The organism is Pseudomonas sp. TH31 (assembly GCF_016650815.1).
Lineage (GTDB): Bacteria > Pseudomonadota > Gammaproteobacteria > Pseudomonadales > Pseudomonadaceae > Aquipseudomonas.
The window spans coordinates 547,864-569,602 of record NZ_JAEKEZ010000006.1 but is presented as its reverse complement, the minus strand read 5'-3'; the positions used below and the strand labels follow the sequence as shown (position 1 = coordinate 569,602).

11 protein-coding genes and 4 pseudogenes are annotated in these 21,739 nt (G+C 59.8%); all 15 read left to right on the top strand.

The features are described 5' to 3' along the window. The first annotated feature begins 190 nt into the window (after positions 1 to 190). Positions 191 to 439 (top strand): hypothetical protein, encoded by a 249-nt coding sequence (locus JFV26_RS05735; RefSeq protein ID WP_201190546.1) that lies wholly within the window; start codon positions 191 to 193, stop codon positions 437 to 439. Positions 440 to 463: 24 nt separating this feature from the next. Further along, positions 464 to 2,251 carry a type VI secretion system baseplate subunit TssF gene (gene tssF / locus JFV26_RS05730; RefSeq protein ID WP_201190528.1) on the top strand — a complete coding sequence of 596 codons (1,788 nt, stop codon included), beginning with the start codon at positions 464 to 466 and terminating at the stop codon, positions 2,249 to 2,251. Continuing rightward, positions 2,215 to 3,221: pseudogene (gene tssG / locus JFV26_RS05725) on the top strand (type VI secretion system baseplate subunit TssG). The gene tssF and the pseudogene tssG overlap by 37 nt, the downstream one beginning before the upstream one ends. A gap of 13 nt (positions 3,222 to 3,234) precedes the next feature. Continuing rightward, positions 3,235 to 5,889, top strand: a complete 2,655-nt coding sequence (tssH, locus tag JFV26_RS05720) for a type VI secretion system ATPase TssH (RefSeq protein WP_201190520.1) — start codon at positions 3,235 to 3,237, stop codon at positions 5,887 to 5,889. Positions 5,890 to 5,899: 10 nt separating this feature from the next. Next, positions 5,900 to 7,419: pseudogene (locus JFV26_RS05715) on the top strand (sigma-54 interaction domain-containing protein). 93 nt (positions 7,420 to 7,512) lie between these two features. Then, positions 7,513 to 7,653, top strand: coding sequence for a hypothetical protein (locus JFV26_RS05710; protein ID WP_008030659.1), 141 nt, complete (start codon positions 7,513 to 7,515; stop codon positions 7,651 to 7,653). A gap of 17 nt (positions 7,654 to 7,670) precedes the next feature. Beyond that, on the top strand, positions 7,671 to 8,867 hold the full coding sequence (gene tagH / locus JFV26_RS05705) for a type VI secretion system-associated FHA domain protein TagH (RefSeq protein WP_201190518.1): 1,197 nt from the start codon (positions 7,671 to 7,673) through the stop codon (positions 8,865 to 8,867). 5 nt (positions 8,868 to 8,872) lie between these two features. Further along, the gene (gene tssJ / locus JFV26_RS05700) at positions 8,873 to 9,373 is read left to right on the top strand and encodes a type VI secretion system lipoprotein TssJ (RefSeq protein WP_201190516.1); all 501 of its coding nucleotides are present in this window, start codon (positions 8,873 to 8,875) and stop codon (positions 9,371 to 9,373) included. 2 nt (positions 9,374 to 9,375) lie between these two features. Next, positions 9,376 to 10,707 carry a type VI secretion system baseplate subunit TssK gene (tssK, locus tag JFV26_RS05695; RefSeq protein WP_201190514.1) on the top strand — a complete coding sequence of 444 codons (1,332 nt, stop codon included), beginning with the start codon at positions 9,376 to 9,378 and terminating at the stop codon, positions 10,705 to 10,707. Between the two features lie 5 nt (positions 10,708 to 10,712). Beyond that, the gene (icmH, locus tag JFV26_RS05690; RefSeq protein ID WP_201190505.1) at positions 10,713 to 11,588 is read left to right on the top strand and encodes a type IVB secretion system protein IcmH/DotU; all 876 of its coding nucleotides are present in this window, start codon (positions 10,713 to 10,715) and stop codon (positions 11,586 to 11,588) included. Between the two features lie 13 nt (positions 11,589 to 11,601). Next, positions 11,602 to 15,140 (top strand): annotated as a pseudogene (gene tssM, locus JFV26_RS05685) (type VI secretion system membrane subunit TssM). Continuing rightward, positions 15,140 to 15,868 (top strand): PP2C family protein-serine/threonine phosphatase, encoded by a 729-nt coding sequence (locus JFV26_RS05680; RefSeq protein WP_201190497.1) that lies wholly within the window; start codon positions 15,140 to 15,142, stop codon positions 15,866 to 15,868. Before tssM ends, JFV26_RS05680 begins: the two are co-directional and overlap by 1 nt. Then, a pseudogene (locus tag JFV26_RS05675) lies at positions 15,865 to 16,865 on the top strand (serine/threonine-protein kinase). Before JFV26_RS05680 ends, JFV26_RS05675 begins: the two are co-directional and overlap by 4 nt. Before the next feature lie 28 nt (positions 16,866 to 16,893). Then, complete coding sequence (tssI, locus tag JFV26_RS05670) at positions 16,894 to 18,936, top strand: type VI secretion system Vgr family protein (RefSeq protein ID WP_201190496.1); 2,043 nt, start codon at positions 16,894 to 16,896, stop codon at positions 18,934 to 18,936. Positions 18,937 to 18,989: 53 nt separating this feature from the next. Next, positions 18,990 to 21,656 carry a VgrG-related protein gene (locus JFV26_RS05665; protein ID WP_201190494.1) on the top strand — a complete coding sequence of 889 codons (2,667 nt, stop codon included), beginning with the start codon at positions 18,990 to 18,992 and terminating at the stop codon, positions 21,654 to 21,656. The last annotated feature ends 83 nt before the right edge of the window (positions 21,657 to 21,739 follow it).

Genomic DNA, 21,739 nt, shown 5'->3' with positions numbered 1-21,739 from the left:
AGTGTGTGCCAGTGATCAATCCGAGCCGTCGCCTATTTCTGACGACCGCCCTCTGGGTGCCGATCATCGCGTTCGAGGTTCTGCTTCATTTCGATTCGAACGTGTGGTCCCCGAGTGTATTCAACTGGGAGCAGTTCCTGACGATGCACGTCCTCGCGTTCGGGGCCCTGGCGTATATCGCTTTTGCCGCGTGGACAACCCGAAGGCTGAGCAGGACAACCGAACAACAGATCGTGAAGAAAATCTGGTGCGCGCCGCTGATATTCATCCCTTTTACGCGACGCCATGGGTGATCGGCGGGCTGGGTCTTTTGCTTTTTGGGCAACTTTCCGGGCTCGTAATGATGGTGGCGTGGGTGGCGTTTTTGCCCTACCTGCTGGTCGTCGGCTACGTCATTTCCGGGCTGACGGTTGCGCTCTACAGGACGTTTTATTCATGAGATTTCATACCAGGCAGGTAACCCGTGTCCTTTAACCACTACTACCAAAGCGAACTCACCGCACTTCGCCAGTTAGGTCGTCGATTCGCCGAGCGTAGCCCGGCGTTGGCGCCTTTCCTGGGTCAGGCCGGGCGGGATCCGGACGTGGAGCGGTTGCTTGAGGGCTTCGCCTTCCTGACCGGGCGCCTGCGCCAGAAGCTTGATGACGAGCTGCCGGAGCTCAGCCATTCGCTGATGCACCTGCTGTGGCCCAACTACATGCGGCCGCTGCCGGCGTTCAGCATTTTGCAGTTCGATCCGCTGAAGCGTTCGGGGCCTGCGCTGATGGTCGAGCGCGACACGCCGGTGGAAAGCGTGCCCATCGATGACGTGCGTTGCCGCTTCCGCACTTGCTACCCGACCGAAGTCCTGCCGCTGGACCTGGCTGCGCTGACGTACTCGGTGAAGGGCGCCGGTTCGCTGTTGAGCCTGCGTCTGGAGATGAGCGCCGACGGTCACCTCGGTGAACTGGAGCTGAGTCGCCTGCGCCTGCACTTCGCCGGCGAGCGCTATATCAGCCAGATGCTTTACCTGAGCCTGCTGCGCAACCTGGAAGGTATCGAACTGATCCCGCTGGACGGCGCCGGTAAACCCATCAACGGCGCCAACGGCACGCCGATGGCGTTCAAGATGCCGGGCGATCGCGTGCAGCCGGTGGGTTTTGCCGAAGAAGAAGCATTGATCCCGTATCCGCTGAACACCTTCCGTGGCTACCGTTACTTGCAGGAATACTTCGCCTTCCAGGACAAATTCCTGTTCGTCGATATCAACGGTCTGGACCTGCTCAAGGCGCTGCCGGAAGACACCCTCAAGCAAGTGCGCGGCCTGGAGTTGCGCTTCGATATTCGTAAAAGCGGCATCCAGCGCCTGCGTCCGACCCTGGACAACGTGAAGCTCTACTGCACGCCGATCGTCAACCTGTTCAAGCACGACGCGTTGCCGATTCGTCTCGACGGCAAGCAAGACGAATACCTGTTGTTGCCGGCCGAATTCGGCCTGGAAAACTGTGGCGTGTTTTCGGTGGAAACCGTTACCGGCTGGAAGCCCGGTGGCCTCGGTTATCAGGAGTACGTGCCGTTCGAGTCCTTCGAGCACGACCCGAGTTTCGACGTGCCCAACAGCCGTCCGCACTACAGCATTCGCCAGCGTTCGTCCTCGTTGCACAACGGCCTCGACACCTACCTGAGCTTCGGTATCCGTCACACCGAAGCCCACGAAACCCTGTCGATCGAGCTGATGTGCACCAACCAGAACCTGCCGCGCAAGCTCAAGCTCGGCGACATCAGTGAGGCCTGCGAAGAGACGCCGGAGTTCCTGAGTTTCCGCAACATCACCCCGGCCACCCCGAGCTATGCGCCACCGCTGAACCGTGACTTCCTCTGGAAGCTGATCAGCAACATGTCGCTTAACTATCTGTCCCTGGCCGACGTCAATGCGTTGAAGGTGATTCTCGAAACCTACGACCTGCCGCGCTATTACGACCAACACGCTGAAAAAGTCAGCAAACGCCTGCTGGGCGGGCTCAAGTCGATCAAGCACCAGCACGTCGATCGACTGCACCGAGGGTTGCCGGTACGCGGGTTGCGCACCGAGCTGACCATCGACCCGGAAGGGTATATCGGCGAGGGCGACCTGTTCGTTTTCGCTTCGGTTCTTAACGAGTTTTTCGCGCTTTACGCCAGTCTCAATTCGTACCACGAGCTGCGGGTAAAAAGCACACAGGGAGAGGTGTACCAATGGACACCACGTATGGGCCTTCAGCCGCTGCTTTAAGCGGGCTGACCCGAGGAATACGCGAGTACTCGCTGTTTCAGGCCGTGCTGCTGGTGGTTGACCGGCTGCGCGAGGCCCACCCGCACCTGAGCCAGGACGATTTGTACGACCAGCTGGAATTCCAGGCCAACCCGAGCCTGGGTTTCCCTGGCAGTGACGTTGATCGCGTGGAGTTTTTACCGAGCACGGCCACCTGCGCGCGCGCCTGCGTTTCAACCTGATCGGCCTGGTCGGCTCGGGCTCGCCGCTGCCGGCGTTCTACGGCGAACAAGCCCTGGGCGACAGCGAAGACGGCAACCCGACCCGCAACTTCCTTGACCTGTTTCACCATCGCCTGCAACGGCTGATGCTGCCGATCTGGCAGAAGTACCGCTACCGCGCGAGCTTCCAGAGCGGCGCCCTCGACCCGTTTTCCTCGCAGTTGTTTGCGCTGATCGGCCTGGGTGGTGAAGAGATCCGCCGCGCTCAGGAACTGAACTGGAAACGCCTGCTGCCGTACCTCGGCCTGCTCAGCTTGCGGGCGCACTCGGCGGCGCTGATCGAAGCGGTGCTGCGTTACTACTTCAAACACGCCGAACTGACCATCGAGCAGTGCATCGAGCGTCGTGTGGAAATTCTCGAGGAGCAGCGCAATCGCCTCGGTCGTGCCAACAGCATGCTCGGCGAAGACCTGGTGATGGGCGAACACGTGCGCGACCGCAGCGGCAAGTTCCGGATTCACATCCGCGAGCTCGACTGGCTGCGCTTTCACGAGTTCCTGCCAATCGGTTTCGGCTACCAGCCGCTGTGCGCGCTGGTGCGGTTCACCTTGCGTGACCCGCTCGATTACGACATTCGCCTGGTCCTGCGCCAGGAAGAAATCCGCGAACTGCGAATCGGTGAGCAGAACGCCTGTCGCCTGGGGTGGACCAGTTGGCTCGGCCGCGAAAAAGCGGACGGCGTGGTGACCCTCGGCAGCAAAATTCATTAAGGACAGATGACCCATGATCAACGTAGACCTGCAACAACTGATTCAGGCGCTGGACGCCGAAACCCGCCGTGATCTGGAAAGTTCGGCCGAACGTTGCGTCGCCCGTGGCGGTAGCAAAATCCTCGTCGAAGACCTGCTGCTGGGCTTGCTGGAGCGCCCGCAAGGCTTGCTCGCACGCGCGCTGCAAGATGCCGAAGTGGATGCCGGTGAACTGAGCGCCGCCCTGCAATCGCGGGTTGAGCACAGCGCTTCGCGCAACCCGGTGTTCGCCCCGGAACTGGTGCAATGGCTGCAGGACGCCTTGCTGGTGGCCAACCTTGAACTGGGTCAGAGCCAGGTCGAGCAAGCCGCGCTGATCCTCGCGCTGCTGCGCAACCCGATGCGCTACGCCGGCAGCCGCTACCAGTCGTTGCTGGCCAAGCTGAACATCGAGCGCCTGAAAGAATTCGCCCTGTCGCAGAAAGAACAACCGGCCACCGGCAAACCGGCTGTGCCGGGTGAATCGCTGTTGCAGCGCTTCACCCATAACCTGACGCAACAGGCCCGTGACGGCAAACTCGACCCGGTGCTGTGCCGCGATGGCGCGATCCGCCAGATGGTCGACATCCTCGCCCGTCGCCGCAAAAACAACCCGATCGTGGTCGGTGAAGCCGGCGTCGGTAAAACCGCCATCGTCGAAGGCCTGGCCTCGCGCATCGCTGCCGGTGAAGTGCCGCAAGTACTGAAAGGCGTCGAATTGCTGTCGCTGGACATGGGCCTGTTGCAGGCTGGCGCCAGCGTCAAAGGTGAGTTCGAACGTCGCCTCAAAGGTGTGATCGACGAAGTCAAAGCCTCGCCGAAACCGATCATCCTGTTCATCGACGAAGCCCACACCCTGATCGGCGCGGGCGGCAATGCCGGCGGTTCCGATGCAGCCAACCTGCTCAAGCCGGCCCTGGCCCGTGGCGAGTTGCGCACCATCGCTGCCACGACGTGGGCGGAGTATAAGAAATACTTCGAAAAAGACCCGGCCCTGGCCCGTCGTTTCCAACCGGTGCAACTGCACGAACCGACTGTCAGCGAAGCAGTGACCATCCTCCGTGGCCTGGCTCAGGTCTACGAGAAGAGCCACGGCATCTACCTGCGCGATGACGCGGTGGTGGCAGCGGCCGAATTGTCGGCGCGTTACCTCGCCGGCCGTCAACTGCCGGACAAGGCTGTCGACGTACTTGACACCGCGTGCGCCCGTGTACGCATCAGCCTCGCCGCCGCTCCGCAAAGCCTGGAACGCCTGCGTGGCGAACTGGCTGAAGGTGGCCGTCAACGCCAGGCCCTGCGCCGTGATGCCGAAGCCGGTCTGTTGATCGATCACGAAGCGCTGGACGCTTTGGAAGATCGTTTGGCCGAAGCCGAAGACGAAATGGTCGCGCTGGAAGCGCTGTGGACCGAACAGAAAGAACTCGCCGAGCGCCTGCTGGACCTGCGTCAGCAACTGGCCAAGGCCCGTGAGGCCGCTGCCGTCGAACCAACCGTCACGGTTGAAGAAGACGCCGAAGGCACTGTGATCGAAACCCTCGAAGTGCCGGTGGATGAAGCGCAAAGCGTCGAAACCCTGGAAGCCGCGCTCAACGAAACCCACAAAGCCCTGACCGAGTTGCAAGTCAAAGAACGGCTGGTGAGCTTCGAAGTGTGCCCGCGTCTGGTGGCTGAAGTGATCAGCGCCTGGACCGGTGTGCCATTGGCGCAACTGGCCCGTGAGCACAACGCCAAGGTTGCGAGCTTCGCCACCGACCTGCGCACCCGCATCCGGGGTCAGGAACAAGCGGTTCACGCGCTGGATCGCTCGATGCGCGCCACCGCTGCCGGCCTGAACAAACCCGATGCACCGGTGGGCGTGTTCCTGCTGGTCGGCCCGAGCGGCGTCGGCAAGACCGAAACCGCGCTGGCCCTTGCGGACCTGCTGTACGGCGGTGATCGTTTTATCACCACCATCAACATGTCCGAATTCCAGGAAAAGCACACCGTGTCGCGCCTGATCGGTGCACCGCCAGGCTACGTCGGTTACGGCGAGGGCGGCATGCTCACCGAAGCCGTGCGCCAGAAGCCGTACTCGGTGGTGTTGCTCGATGAAGTCGAGAAGGCCGACCCGGACGTGCTCAACCTGTTCTACCAAATCTTCGACAAAGGCGTGGCCAACGATGGCGAAGGGCGCGAGATCGACTTCCGCAACACGCTGATCCTGATGACCTCGAACCTGGGCAGCGACCGCATCACCGAACTCTGCGAAAACGGTGCGCGGCCATCGGCTGAGGTGCTGGAAGAAACCATTCGCCCGGTGCTGAGCAAGCATTTCAAGCCGGCGCTGCTGGCGCGGATGCGCGTAGTGCCTTACTACCCGGTGGGTGGCCCGGTCTTGCGCGAGCTGATCGAAATCAAACTCGGCCGTTTGGGCGAGCGCCTGAACCGTCGTCAGCTCGACTTCACCTACTGCCAGAACCTCGTCGACCACCTGGCCGAGCGTTGCACCCAAAGCGACAGCGGCGCGCGCCTGATCGACCACTTGCTGGACCTGCACGTGTTGCCACTGGTGGCTGACCGCTTGCTCGACGCGATGGCCACTGGCGAAAGCCTCAAGCGCGTTCACGCAACGCTCGATGGCAACGCCAGCGTGATCTGCGAGTTCGCCTGAGGTGGGTGTGATGTTCACTCAAGTACCGCAACCACTGGTCTATGCCGAAGCCTTGCTGGCGCAGTTCGCCAGCCTGTCGCGGGCGGCGGACGGTGCTGCGTTGCTGGGTGACTTCGTGCGCGGTCTGACCCAGCTCAGCGGTTGCGAGTTGACCCAGTTGTACCTGCTGGACGCGACTCACACGTGCCTGGGGATGAATGCCGAGTGCCTCAATGGCACCCTGCAACCCGGGAAGCGGCGAGCCTGCCGGCGGATTACAACGGTGAACAACTGCTGCAATTCGCCCTGTGCCAGAACCGCGTGGTGTGCCTCGGCGAATTGAGCGGCAGCCTGCACGAAACTTCGTTTCTACCGACCCAGGCCACGGCATGGCAATCGCTGCTGTGCGTGCCGCTGGTCAATCAGCAGAAGGCTGTTGAAGGTCTGCTGCTGTGCGCCAGTCACCGGCACATCGACCTTAAAGGCTTTGCCGATTCCCTTGGGCAACTCGGTTCGTTCGTGCTGGGCCAACTGCATTTGCTGCAGCGTTTGCGGCGGCCAATGAGCGAAGTGCTGCCGAGCCCGGTCAGTGTCCCGAGCATTAGCGGCTACGGCTTGATTGGCAAGAGTGCGGCCATGCGCCAGACGTATTCGCTGATCAGCAAAGTCCTGCACAGCCCGTACACCGTGCTGCTGCGCGGCGAAACCGGCACCGGCAAGGAAGTGGTTGCGCGGGCGATTCACGATTGCGGCCCGCGTCGCTCCCAGGCGTTTATCGTGCAGAACTGCGCGGCATTCCCCGAGAACCTGCTGGAAAGCGAGCTGTTCGGCTACCGCAAAGGCGCCTTCACCGGCGCAGATCGCGACCGCGCCGGGCTGTTCGACGCGGCCAACGGCGGCACGTTGTTGCTCGATGAAATCGGCGACATGCCGCTGTCCCTGCAAGCCAAGTTGCTGCGCGTTTTGCAGGAAGGCGAAATCCGTCCGTTGGGCTCCAACGACACCCACAAGATCGACGTGCGGATCATCGCCGCGACCCACCGGGATTTGGCGGTGTTGGTCAGCGAAGGCAAGTTTCGTGAGGACTTGTACTACCGCCTCGCGCAATTTCCGATTGAGCTGCCGGCCCTGCGTCAGCGCGAAGGCGACATCCTCGACCTGGCCCGGCACTTCGCTGATAAGGCCTGCTCGTTCTTGCAACGGGACGCGGTGCGTTGGTCCGAGGCGGCGCTGGAGCACCTGTCCGGCTACGCCTTTCCGGGCAACGTGCGCGAACTCAAGGGCCTGGTCGAACGCGCCGTACTGCTGTGCGAGGGTGGCGAACTGTTGGCCGAACATTTCTCCCTGCGCATGGAAGCCATGCCCGAAGACAACAGCGGCCTGAACCTGCGCGAACGTCTGGAGCAGGTTGAACGCAGCCTGCTGCTCGATTGCCTGCGCAAAAACGACGGCAACCAGACCCTTGCCGCCCGTGAATTAGGGCTGCCACGCCGCACGCTGCTGTACCGCCTCGGGCGCCTGAATATCAATTTGGGTGATTTCGATGGATAGGCAAAAGATCATCGATTTCACCTCATTCGCTTCTGACAGCGCCGCCCGAAAGGGTTGGCGCTTTGTACTTTGTCTACCCCTGGAGACCCTCTGATGTCTGTTCGTCACTGGCAAGCCGTCCTGCTGACCCTCGTCGTTCTATGCGGCCTCGGCGGCTGCAGCGGCAATTACAAATTCAACGACAACACCTATCGCCCATTGGGTGATCCGCAGGCGGTCAATCGCGGCAAGTGACCGCAAGGAGCATCATCATGGAACTGGTTTTCGAAATGCTGAACACCAAGCAGTTCGTGCCCACGGATTTGTGCCAGAAGACCTTCAAACAGGCCGGTGGCGTGATTGGTCGGGGCGAGGATTGCGACTGGATCATTCCGGACCGCAAGCGTCACCTGTCCAACCATCACGCGTTGATCAGCTACCGCGAAGGCACGTTTTACCTGACCGATACCAGTAGCAACGGTATCCAGGACAGCGAAAGCGGCGCGCGCCTGCGCAAGGGCGAAGCCATGCGCATCGAGCACGGCAGCGTCTACGTGCTGGGTGATTTCGAGATCCGTGCGCGGCTGGTGCGCGACCCGGCGACCTTCGACGTGGAAGTCGGCCGTCCGCAGGCGGCGGGCAGCATCATTCCCGATGATGCGTTCCTCGACCTCGACCCGCTGAACGCACTCGATCAGCAAGAGCGCGTGTACTCGGAAATCGACGAGCTGATCTCCCCGCGTAACGCGCCCGAAGACACCCGTCAACGCGCCGACTACGCGCGCATCGACATGGAAAGCCTGATGGTCCCGGAGCTGATCGAAGCCCCGGCTGAGCCCGCACCAGCCCCGGCACCGAAAGCGCTCGAGCGTCAGAGCGACGGTTTCTGGGAGCACTTTGGTGTCGCGCTGGGCGTGGACCTCAAAGGTCTCGACCACGATGCCCGCGAAGCCCTGGCGCTGAACGCTGCGCGCCTGCTCAAGCAAAGCGTCGGCGGTTTGCAGCAGAGCTTGCGTACCCGCAGCGAGCTGAAAAACGAACTGCGCCTGGCCCAGACCATCGTTCAGGGCAACAACAAAAACCCGCTGAAATTCGCCGTCGATGCCGGTGAAGCGCTGGGCATCTTGTTGCAGCCGAACAAGCCGGGCCAGTTGCCGGCCGAGCAGGCGATTTCCCGTTCGTTCCGTGATTTGCAGGCGCACCAGGTGGCCTTGCTGACCGCCAGCCGCGCCGCGGTGCGCGGCACGCTGGAGCATTTCTCGCCCGAGCAGTTGACCCTGCGCTTTGAACGCGACAACAAGCCGATCCTGGCCACCTCCGGCAGCCGCTGGAGAGCCTACGGGCGTTATCACCAGGCCCTGCGTCAGGACGATGACTGGAGCGAGCGCCTGTTGGCTCGCGACTTCGCCCAGGCTTACGAAGAACAGATCCGCCTGATTTCCTCCCTTCACAACGACCACCAAGGATGATGCGCATGTCTCGCTGCTCGACCGCTTTTTTCAAGACGCTGACAGCGCTGGCTGCCCTGGTGCTGCTGGCCGGCTGCTCGTCGCTGTCGCCGTATTCCACCGTGACCAAACTCAACCTGAAGCTGACCGCCAGCGATCAGTTGAACCCGGACCTCAACGGTCGTCCGTCGCCGATCGTCGTGCGCCTGTTTGAACTCAAGCACCCGGTGGCCTTCGAGAACGCCGACTTCTTCAGCCTGTACGAGCGCGCCAAGGAATCCCTGGCCCCGGACATGGTCGCCAGCGAAGAGCTGGAGCTGCGCCCGGGCGAAACCGTCGAGCTCAAGCTCAGCGTGGAAGAGGGCAGTCGCTACGTCGGCGTGCTCGCCGCCTACCGCGACCTGCCGGAAACCAAGTGGCGCTACACGGTGCAAATCACCCCGGTGGCGCTCACCGAGGCGGATCTGACCCTCGACCAGTCCGGCATCCGCAACACCCATGAAACGCTCGCCAAGGCGGTTGACTGATCATGAACTCCCATAAAGTCATTTGGCAGGAAGGCATGCTGCTGCGTCCGCAGCACTTCCAGCACAACGATCGTTACTACGACCACCAGATGAAGACCCGAACCCAGTTGCTGGGCAGCTACACCTGGGGCTTCCTGAACCTGGACATCGACTTGCAGTTCCTCAACATGGGCAAACTGGTGATCAGCCAGGCCTCGGGGATTCTGCCGGATGGCAGCCTGTTCGAACTGGGCGGCAACACCGAGCCGTTGGCCCTGGACGTGCCGCCGAACACCGGCAACACGCCGATCTACCTGGCGCTGCCATTGGTCACCGGTAATCACATCGAGTCCCGTCGCCCGGAGCAATCCGACGTGCTGGCGCGCTACACCGCGTACGACGCTGAAGTGGCCGACTCCAACGCCGGCGACGACTCTGCCAGCCAGGTCAGTTGCGCCCGCCCGGACTTCAAACTGCTGCTCGGCGAGCAGCAGAGCGACCAGGCCTACGTGAAGCTGAAGATCTGCGAAGTGCTCGACACCACGCCCGACGGCGTGATCAGCCTCGACCCGGACTTCGTGCCGACCTACATTCAGGCGCATTCCTCCAGCTACTTGCTGTCGTGCCTCAAAGAAGTCATCAGCATGCTCGGCCACCGGGGCGACACCATCGCCGACCGGATCCGCTCCAACGGCAAGGTCGGTGGCGCGGAAGTCGGCGACTTCATGATGCTGCAACTGATCAACCGCACCGAATTGCTGCTGCGCCATTACCTGGGTCTGGAGCAGGTTCACCCGGAAGAGTTGTACCGCACGCTGCTGACCATGCTCGGCGATCTGGCGACCTTCTCCAGCGACAGCAAACGCCCGCGCCTGGACAGCCGTTACCAGCACAGCGATCAGGGCGCGAGCTTTCGCAAACTGATGGAAGCGATTCGTCAGGTGCTGTCGATGGTGCTCGAACAGCACGCCATCGAACTGGTCCTGCAAGCGCGTCAGTACGGGATCATCGTGTCGCCGTTGCACGACCACAAACTGCTGGGCTCGGCGTCGTTCGTGCTGGCGGCCAGTGCCAACTGCGACTCCGAAGAACTGCGCCATCGCTTGCCGGCGCACCTCAAGGTCGGCCCGGTGGAGCGTATTCGCCAACTGGTCAACCTGCATCTGCCAGGCATCAAGGTCAAACCGTTGCCGGTGGCCCCGCGGCAGATCGCGTTCCACTCCAACAAAACCTATTTCATTCTTGAACTCAGTTCCGAAGACCTGGCGCAACTCGAGCGCTCCGGCGGCTTCGCGTTCCACGTGTCCGGCGAATTTGCCGAGCTTGAACTGAAATTCTGGGCCATCAGGAACTGATCGATATGATTAAGGACATGGAACACAACCAGGACGACAAAACCGTCCTGCTCGACCGCCAGGGCCACGGCCCTGCTTCGAGTCCGCTGACTGACTTCGCCGCACCGCCGCGTTTCGAGCAGCTTGAAGAGCGGATGATCTACGCCGCGCGCCTGCGCCCGGCCGAAGCCTTCAACATCAGCCTCAACTCGCTGGTGGCCGCGGCCTGCGACTTGCTGTCGGAAGTGGTGCGCCTCAAGCACAGCGACACCCGCGAAGACATGTACGCGCTCAACGAGCGACTGACCTCCGCGCTGAAGCTGTTTGAAGTGCGTGCGCTGCACAACGGCGCCGAAAGCAGCCAGGTGATGGCCGCCCGTTACGTGCTCTGCACCGTGGTCGACGAAGCTGTCGTGACCACGCCGTGGGGCAACGAAAGCGAATGGTCGCAGATGAGCTTGCTCAGTAGCTTCCACAACGAAACTTTCGGCGGCGAGAAGTTCTTCCAGCTGCTGGATCGCTTGTCGAAAAACCCGGTCAAACACCTGCCGATGCTGGAGCTGATGTACCTGTGCCTGTCCCTGGGCTTCGAAGGCAAGTACCGGGTGCAAGCCCGCGGCATGCTCGAGCTCGAAGGCATCCGCGACGCCTTGTATCGCCAGATTCGTCAACTGCGCGGCGACGTGCCACGTGAGCTGTCACCGCATTGGGAAGGCTTGAACGATCAGCGCCGCAACCTGGTGCGCATCGTGCCGGCGTGGATGGTGGTGCTGTTCACCGTGGTCTGCCTGGTGGTGATGTATTCGGGTTTTGCCTGGGTACTGGGCGAGCAACGCGAAACCGTTCTGCAACCTTATCAGCAGCTAGATCCGGCCGCGGTCCAGCCGCAGTCGCAGCCGTAAACAGGGACGTGTGATGAAAAAGTTTTTCAAGAAAGTCGGCGCATTCTTGCGCAAGACCTGGGTCTGGACCCTGCTGCTGGTGCTGTTCGTCGCGCTGCTGGTGTGGTTCGTCGGGCCGTTGCTGGCCGTTGATGACTACAAGTTCTGGGAAGGCTCGACCTCCCGCCTGCTGACCATCAGTGTGCTGTTCCTGATCTGGGGCCTGACCATGGTCTTCGTCAGCTGGCGCGCCGGTGTGCGTAAAAAGGCTGTGGAAGACACTGAAGACGGCCAGGATCGTATCCGCCGTGAAGAGCTGATCGACGAAGAGCAGAAAGAGCTGAAAGTGCGTTTCAAGGACGCGCTGAAAACCCTGAAGACCTCGAGCCTGTATCGCGGTCGCAGCGAGCGCTGGCGCAGTGATTTGCCCTGGTACTTGCTGATCGGTCCACAGGGCAGCGGCAAGACCAGTTTGCTGGACTTCTCGGGCCTTGAGTTTCCGATCAACAAGATCGACCGCAAACTGACCCGCGACACCCTCGGTACCCGTCATTGCGACTGGTACTTCGCCGACCACGGCGTGTTGATCGACACCGCTGGCCGTTACCTGACACAGCCGGATGCCGACGTCGATGGCAGCGCCTGGAGCACCTTGCTCGACCTGCTGCGCAAGCGTCGTCGCAACCGTCCGTTGAACGGCGTGCTGGTCACCATTCCAGTGGAAACCCTGCTGGGCGGCAGTGAGCAAGACCTCGACACCCTCGCGCGTCAGGTCCGTGCCCGCTTGCAAGACGTGCATCAAAAACTCCACGTCGACGTGCCGATTTACCTCGTATTGAGCAAGGCTGATCGCCTGCTCGGGTTCGACGAGTTCTTCGATCAACTGACCCGCGAAGAAAGCGATCAGGTGCTCGGCACCAGCTTCCGCAAAGAGCAGAGCGGCACCGACGTTGCCGTCCTGCGCGCCGAGTTCGAAGAGCTGCTGCGTCGCCTGAACAGCCAAGTGATCATGCGCATGCACCAGGAGCGCGACACCCAGCGCCGTGGCCGCATCCTCGACTTCCCGCATCAACTGGGGCAGATCGGCGAGCGTCTGTGCCTGTTCGTCGACATGGCGTTCACCGGCAACCGCTACCAGCGTGTCAGCCAGTTGCGCGGTTTCTACCTGACCAGCGCACCGCATCTGACTCAAGAGATGGACCCGGCCACCGCCGGCATCGGCGCCAATCTGGGGATGAACGCCGGCATGCTGCCAACCCTGCGCAGCGGCCGTTCGCGCTTCATTCACCATTTGCTCAGCCGGGTGATTTTCCCGGAGGCCGATCTGGCCGGTCTGGACAAGCGCGAACGCAGCCGCATCCACTGGGGCCAGCGTGCCTTGTACGTGGGCGCATTGGCGGCATTGGGTCTGTTTGGTCTGCTGTGGGCGGGCGGTTTCTCTGCCAACTATGAGCGTCTGGAAAACCTGCGTTCCCTGGCTCAAAACTGGACCCAATCGCGCTCGGCATTGACCGCCCGTGATGACTCCATGGGCGTGCTCAAGACACTCGACACCAGCTACGCGGCGACCCAGGTCTTCCCGAAAAAGGTGACGTGGGTTACCACGAGCGCGGCGGTCTGTACCAGGGCGAAGACACCAACCCGGTGGTCAAGGCAGCCTACGAGCGTGAGCTCGAAGCGCAACTGTTGCCACGGGTCGCGACGCTGCTGGAAGGGCAGATCCGCGCCAACATGCAGGACCGCGAACGCTTGCTCAACAGCCTGCGTGCGTACCTGATGCTGAACATGAAGGATCGCCGCGATGCGGGTTGGCTCAAGGATTGGGTCGCCACCGAGTGGTCCCAGCGCTACGCCGGCAACACCGCCGTGCAGAACGGCTTGAACACCCACTTCGAGCGTTTGCTGCTGCAGCCGTTTGTCTACCCGCTGAACGATCAACTGGTGGCCCAGGCACGTCAGGTCTTGCGTAGCGAGTCCCTGGCCAACGTGGTTTACCGGATGCTGCGCGAGCAGGCCCGCAACCTGCCGGACTATCGTTTGAGCCAACACCTGGGCCCACAGGGTTCGCTGTTTGTCGGCACCGATTACGTGATCCCGGGGTTCTACACCCAACAGGGTTATCAGCAGTACTTCTCGGTCCAGGGCGCTACGCTGGTCAGCGATATCCTGCGTGACAACTGGGTGTTGGGCGAAGGCTCGGGCATCAGCGGCATGGACTTGCGTCGCCTGATGGTCGAACTGGAGCAACTGTACTTCCGCGACTACGCCAACTTCTGGAGCGAAGCCGTGGGCCAGGTTGCATTGCCTGCGATCAGCGACTTCAGTGAAGGCGCCGAGCAACTGGCGGGCCTGACCTCGGCCAACTCCCCGGTGCTGCAACTGCTGGTGGAAGTGCGCGAGAACACCCGGTTTCCGGTAGAAGCCGAACCGGCTGATCAGGCGGCTGATGCTGCTGGCGCACTGGCAGACCAGAAAGGCAAGTTGGGCAAGCTCGGCAAACTGGCGGCGGCTGCTGCGGACAAGGCGTCGGACATGGCTGCGGCCAAGAACCTGCCGGACACCGCGAAGAAGTCCCTGCAACGGCGCTTCGAACCGCTGCACCGTCTGCTGGATGACAACAACGGCCCGGCCGCTGATTTGACCCCTGCATTGCAAGCGCTCAACGACCTGCAATTGCAAGTCGCCAGCCTGGCCCGCGCCAGTTCGCCGGAACAAGCCGCGTTCGAAATGGCCAAGACCCGCATGGGCGGCCAGCGTGATGCGCTGAGCAACTTGCGCAATGCGTCCAACCGCTTGCCGCGTCCGGTCAGTGTCTGGTTCAACGTGTTGGCCGAAGACACCTGGCGTCTGGTGCTCAACGATTCCTACGCGTACCTGAACCAGCGCTACCAGAGCGAGCTGTACGGCTTCTATGGCAAGGCGATCAACAAGCGTTACCCGTTCAGCGCCCACAGCACCAGCGACGTGGCGATCAGCGACTTCCGCGAGTTCTTCAAGGCCCAGGGCATCGTCGATCGCTTCTTCGACACCTACATGCGTCCATTCGTCAGTGGCGATCCGGGTAACTACCGCATGCGCAGCGTCGACGGTCACAGCCTGCCGATCTCCAAGGTTTACCTCGACCAAATGGCCGCGGCCCAAACCATTCGCCAGAGCTTCTTCGCCGAGAACCCGGCCGAGCCGCAAGTGCAGTTCAAACTCGAGCCGTACACCCTCGACCCGGCCGTCAGCCGTTCCGAGTTCAAGTTTGGCGACAAGACCATCGAATACCGTCACGGCCCAATCGTGCCGGTGTCGTTCAAATGGCCGACCGATGCTGAAGACGGTCGCACCAGCCTGGTCCTCGACAAAATGGCCGGCCGCCCGATCGGCATCGAGAAGAACACCGGCCCATGGTCGCTGTTCCGGCTGTTCGACCTGATGCAGACCGAGTACCTGAGCGGTCGCGACGTGCTGGTGCTCAAAGCTGATGTGGGTGGCCTGCGCGCCAACTACTTGCTGTCGAGCCAGCGCACGCCGAACCCGTTCGACATGGGCGTGCTGCGTACCTTCCGTATGCCGGTGCAGCTCTGATGCTGGTTGTCAGCCCCTGGCGCAGCGCTGCGCGTACCGATCCGGGCAAGGTTCGGGCGCGCAACGAAGATGCCTTTCTCGACTCGCCACAGCAGGGGCTGTGGGTGGTCGCGGACGGCATGGGCGGTCATCAGGGGGGCGACATCGCCAGCCAGTTGATCGTCGCCAGCCTGGCGGAATTGCCGGTGCAGGACGACTTCGACGAACGACTCAAAGGCATTCGCCAGTGCTTGCACTGGATCAATCGCCGCTTGGGCCAGGAGTTGACCGTCACTGCCGGGCGACACGACAGCATCATGGGCAGCACCGTGGTGGCGCTGCTGGTAGACGGCAGTCGCGCGGCCTGCATCTGGGCCGGCGACAGCCGTTGCTACCTGTGGCGTGGCCAGCGCTTGTATCAGCTGTCCAAGGACCATTCGCTGCAACAGCAACTGATCGACGAGCAAAACATGAGCGTCGAAGACGCCCGCGCCCATCCTTCGGCCCATGCCTTGACCCGTGCGGTCGGGGCAGCCGATGTGCTGACGCTGGACGTGCTCGAACTCGAGGTTTACCCCGGCGATACGTTCCTGTTGTGCAGCGACGGTTTGTACCAGGGGCTCAGCAGCGATGCCCTGGGCAACGCCCTGAGCCTGACCGCGCCGCACGTTGCGCTGGAGCGTCTGTTCGACGGCGCCCTGCGTGGCTCGGCACGGGACAACCTGACTGCCGTGGTGATCCGCCAATGACTGAACTCATGCGACCGATCGACGACCTGCTGGTGAGCGAAGAGCAGGACAACAACCTGACCTACTTTGCGTTTGCCAAGCCCAATCAGGCTTCACCTGCGCTGGCGCCGACCGGGCCAGCGTTGGCGAACTGCCCGACGTGCTCGCAGGCCGTTACCGCATCGAGCGCCTGCTCGGTGCCGGTGGCATGGGCGCGGTTTACCGTGCAAGGGACTTGCTGAACGAACAGTTCGGCGATCCCGACCCTTACATCGCGCTGAAAATCCTCAGCGAAGAATTTGCCGAATCGCCGGACGCCAGTGCCTTGCTCTACAGCGAGTTCGCCCTGACCCGACGCCTGCGCCACGATAACGTGCTGCGCTTTCACACCTTTGAAGTCGACACCGACTGCCAGCGCGCCTTCATCACCATGGAACTCATGCGTGGGCTGACCCTGGACAAATTACTCTGCGAGCGGCCCCTGGGCATGCCGTGGAAAGAACTGCGCGACATCGCGCTGCCGCTGCTCAACGCGCTGGCCTACGCCCACGCTCGCGGCGTGCTGCACGGTGACATGAAGCCGAGCAACGTGATGCTCAGCGAGGAGGGCGTGCGCCTGTTCGACTTCGGCCTCGGCCAGGCCGAGGAGGGCATCTTGCCCGGCCTGCCGCACCTGAGCCGCAGCCGCTTCAACGCCTGGACCCCCGGCTACGCCGCCCCGGAACTGCTCGAAGGCCAGCCGCTGACCGCCAGCGCCGATGTCTACGGCGTGGCCTGCGTGCTCTACGAATTGGCGGGCGGCAAACACCCGTTCCGCCGCTTGCCCTCGACCCAGGCCCGCGACGAGCGCCTGGAGCGCGAGCTGCACGCACCGAAGAACTTACCGAAACACTGCTGGCCGGCCCTGCGAAAAGCGCTGACCTTCAACGCGGCTGATCGAACGATCACTGCGGCCCAATTGCGTGACGCCTTGGGCGCCACTTCGTCTTTGCTGCAACGCCTGCGACGTCGGGCGTAACGGATGACTACCGAACAGGGAGCTAGCCATGTTCAACCCAGCTAACGAAACCCATTTCAGCCTTAAAGTCGAAGACTACGAAGGCGACCTGCAAGTGCTGTCGTTCCGCGGCACCGAAGGCATCAGCCAGCCGTATCGCTTCGACCTGGAACTGGTCAGCGAAAACCCGGACCTGGACCTGGAAAAACTCCTGCACAAACAGGCGTTCCTGGCATTCGACCCGCAGGGCAGTGGCATCCACGGCCAGATCTACCGCGTCGCCCAGGGCGATGCCGGAAAACGCCTGACCCGCTACAAAATCTCCCTGGTGCCGCAACTGCAATACCTGCACCACCGCACCAACCAGCGCATCTACCAGCAGATGTCCGTGCCGAAAATCATCGCGCTGATCCTCGATGAGCATGGCATCAAGGGCAACGCGTACAGCTTCCAGTTAAGCGTTACGTGCCCGGACCGTGATTACTGCGTGCAGTACGACGAAACCGATCTACATTTTGTTCAGCGCTTGTGTGAAGAAGAAGGCATTCACTACCACTTCCAGCACAGCGAAAAAGCCCACCTGCTGGTGTTCGGCGACGACCAGACCGTGTTCCCGAAACTCGGCCAGCCAACCGCCTATGTGCAAGGCAGCGGCCTGGTTGCCGATGAGCCGGTGATCAAAGGCTTCAAGCTGCGTCTGGAAACCCGCACCAGCCGCACGACCCGTCGCGACTACGACTTCGAAAAACCACGCCTGCAACTCGAAGCGGCATACAAGCCCGATGGCGAAAGCACCGAGCCAGACCTCGAAGACTACGACTACCCCGGCCGCTTCATCGACCGCGCGCGCGGCAAATTCCTCAGCCAGAGAGCGTTGGAACGTCACCGCGCGGATTACCAACAAGCCGAAGGCTGGGGCGACCAGACCACGCTCAATAGCGGCCACTTCCTGGAAATCTCCGACCACCCGCGCACCGAGTGGAACGACCTCTGGCTGCTCACCGAAATCTTCCACGAAGGCAAACAACCCCAAGTCCTCGAAGAGTCAGTGACCAGCGACACCACCGACAACAAAGACGACTTCCACCAGGGCTACCGCAACCGCTTCCTGGCGACGCCATGGAACGTGTTCTACCGCCCAGCCCTCGAACACCCGAAGCCCCGCGTCCTCGGCAGCCAGACTGCCCTGGTTACCGGCCCCAAGGGCGAAGAAATCCACTGCGACCAATATGGCCGCATCAAGGTGCAATTCCACTGGGACCGCGAAGGCCAGGCCGACGACAAAACCAGCTGCTGGATGCGTGTCTCCAGCTCCTGGGCCGGCGACCGCTATGGCGCCATCGCCATCCCGCGCATCGGCATGGAAGTCCTCGTCACCTTCCTCGAAGGCGACCCCGATCAGCCACTGGTGACCGGTTGCCTGTACCACAAGGAAAACCAGGTTCCCTACGACCTGCCGGCCAACAAAACCCGCACCGTGTTCAAAACCCTCAGCTCACCGGGGGGCGGCGGGTACAACGAGCTGCGGATTGAAGACAAGAAAGGCGCGGAACAGATCTACCTCCATGCCCAACGGGATTGGGATGAAAACATCGAGCACGACCAGAAGATCCGCGTGGGGAATGAACGCCACGACACGGTGGAAAAGAACACCTACACCGAGTTGAAGGCTGAGGAGCACCGCACCACGATTGCTGATCGAAAGACTGAAACGCGGATGGATGACCACCTGACGATTGGGCAGAACCAGCATGTGAAGCTGGGGACTGCGCAGCTGACGAGTGTGGGGAAAGAGATACATCTGAAGGCTGGGGACAAGATTGTTATCGAAGCCGGGATGGAGCTGACGGTTAAGGCGGGTGGGAGCTTTATCAAGCTGGATGCTGGCGGGATTACAGTTGTTGGGCCGGTGATCAAGATTAATGCGGGTGGTTCGGCGGGGAGTGGGACAGGGATTGGGATTAAACCGCCGGTACTGCCGGGGGCTGCGGATCAGGATAAGGCGGGGAGTTTGATGGATCAGGCGTTGGGGAATACGCCGGAAGAACAGGTCAAACGCAAACCCAAACGAATGCTCAATTTTTCCGGCTAATAGACACCAACGGCGCTACACGCCTCTAGGGATCAGGATTCAGGTAATTAGTAATGACTGAGACAACAATAATCAAAGTAGAGAAATGGTCGTATCCGCTCAAGGTTGGGGAAGTAGAGCCGACAGACCCGCAGCAGTATTACGATGCGTTGGCAAAAGCCAAAGCGGGTTTCTATCCGGTGGGTGGGAATGGCCTTTGGCATGGTGGTATTCACTTTGATGAAGACACTCTCTTAGTAAAAGACCTGACTGAAGTGAGGTGCATTGCTGATGGAGAAGTGGTCGCTTACCGTATTGATGATAGCTATCCAACCTCCGACTATTCAGGTACGCCAGCGGCGCAATTTTCGACGGGGTTCGTGCTTGTTAAGCATATCTTGAAGCCACCAGCCCCAAGTACTCCTTCGACTCCGTCACCCGCAGCGACTGCTTCTGGACCAAGTCTTACTTTTTATAGTCTCTATATGCACCTTCTGGATTGGAAGACCTATAAAGAAACCCCATCACTCAAAAGGCCAGCATATTGGGGGGGAGGGCTTTTTAGAGTTAAAACGAATGCTCCAGACTCATTGTTAGGGCTCCGTGTCCGTAGTGAGGGTTCGTCCCAATCGCAAGAGTTAGCTGTAATCCCTCGCGGTACAACAGTCACAACAGAACCTGCTCCAAGTACAAATAAATGGTTGAAAATTATCAGTGTGTCACCCGCATTATCCGGCTTGGAGGCCAATACCGGATGGGTTTTTAAGAAGGAACTACGGCATTTGGCCGCGGATCAATACATCGTTGATAAAGAAGCAAAGGACCCAATTCCAGAATACAAAAACGGAGCAAATCTCCGTGATTTGGTCTCGGGAAATGTAATCGGTTTTTTGCCGCCAGGAACGCAAATAAAAGTAGCAGAAGGGCCTGGGAAGTATAAAAAGTTGTTAGAGGTTGTCAGCGGAGAGGTCGTGCCGAAATTAACAAGTAACGTTAATCCTGCTGGGTTTGGAAAAATCTACGCTGATTCTTTAGAAGAACTAAATGAACCTCAGACCCCGCTGGGTGATGTCTTTGTACTTCCTCGGCCAGTAAAAATTAAGGCAGGAGAACGGATTGGGCATGTTGGTAGATATCAAAATAATGGAGATGTCGCTAGCAAAAATTTATTGCACTTGGAAGTTTTTAGTAGTGAAGACGTACCCGCTTTTATTGAAAGTTGTAAGCCTATCGGAGCGAGCCAACAAGATGATCAGAAAAAGTTGCTGATGGTTCATAAGGGGGCCAGTCAAATTGTTCCTCACTCAGATGGGATCAACAACAATCATCCACCGGTAGCTTCGGCCTCCTCACCTACGGCGGGGGTTGATGTGATTATCTCTGTCGACACGCTGGATAGATTGCCAGCGGACAGAAAGATAAAGACCGGAGGCGGAACTGCTGGAGCTGAATCTCACTGGTGGAGAGTGGAAAATAAATTTGCCAATGATGCGGGCCAACCTTTAAATGGATGGCTGCATGAACAAACGTTGATCACCACTAGGCATAGCGGGTGGGAGTGGGTTGGATTCCAATACTTGAAAGAAACAGTCACTAATGCTGAGAACTTGGCAGGCCATTTGGATACCCAAAGCTCTTTGACCGAAGCTGAAGTGAAAAATTACAGCGCGCAGTTAAATGCGGCTGATGGAGGCCCAGTTCGCGAATGGCTCTACAAAGTAATAAATACAGACTCCGATGACAAGTTGTCCGTTGGCGAAATTAAAGCGGCTCTTGCAAAATTTTGGATCGCTCAACCAGTCTCCCAACTGGTGACTAGGTATGAAAGCGAATGGCTTTGGAGTGAAAGCAAATGGTCCGAGCTTGACTCTCTTATGGAGGAGTCTCCAGGCGTGGCCAATCCAGATTGGATAGTCGAAAAGAAACGGATTGAAAAATTATCTTGGTGGACCCAACTGGCAAGTAAACAAGCCATAACAGGGGATGGTAATGTTTGGCATTTTCACCCGGTAGGTATATTAGGCAATTTCTTTGTTTCCCGCATGAGAAGAGACTACGATTTAGGCAGTTTATCTAGCCATTATGAAACCGGCGGCCGTGGGTCAATCGTGGTATCTGGAGGCGCGGGTGACGCAGGTGGGGCGTCCTATGGTGCTTATCAAATGACGAGTCAAACTAAGATTAAGAATGCCGATGGAACATTCACAGTAATTATCGGGGGAACGGTTAAGCAATTTGTGAATTGGAGTGACATGCCATGGAAAAGCGAGTTTGTCGGGCTAACACCGGGGTCTGCTGCATTCACCAGTAAGTGGAAAGAGTTGGTGGAAAGCAAAGGTCAGGAGTTTGTTGATGTAGAGCATGAATTCATCAAAGTCACGCATTTTGATGTTCAGATGAAAAAAGTTCTTACGGATACCGGAATCGATTTGAGATATCACTCACACACTATGAATGACGTAGTTTGGTCCACCGCTGTCCAGCAGGGGCCAAGCGCCTCAATTGTTGTAAATGCAATAAATAGTCTCGGAATAGCTCACGAGGAAACAAAGGCTTACGATGAAAAATTAATTGATGCTATTTATAAAGAACGAGGAAGAAAAATTGTAGGGGGCGAGAAAAATGGACAGTTATTCTATTTTGCAAAAAACTCCGTTGCGGTGCAGCAGGGCGTAGCAGATCGATTCGACTCAGAAAAACCAAAAGCACAGGGGCGTCTAAAAGATGAAAGCGGTTACTAAATTATTCATACTTGCTTTTGCACTGTTTTTTATCGGTGTTTCAGTAGCTCAAGATAGTTTGTCACTGTACGCCTCCTCTTCAG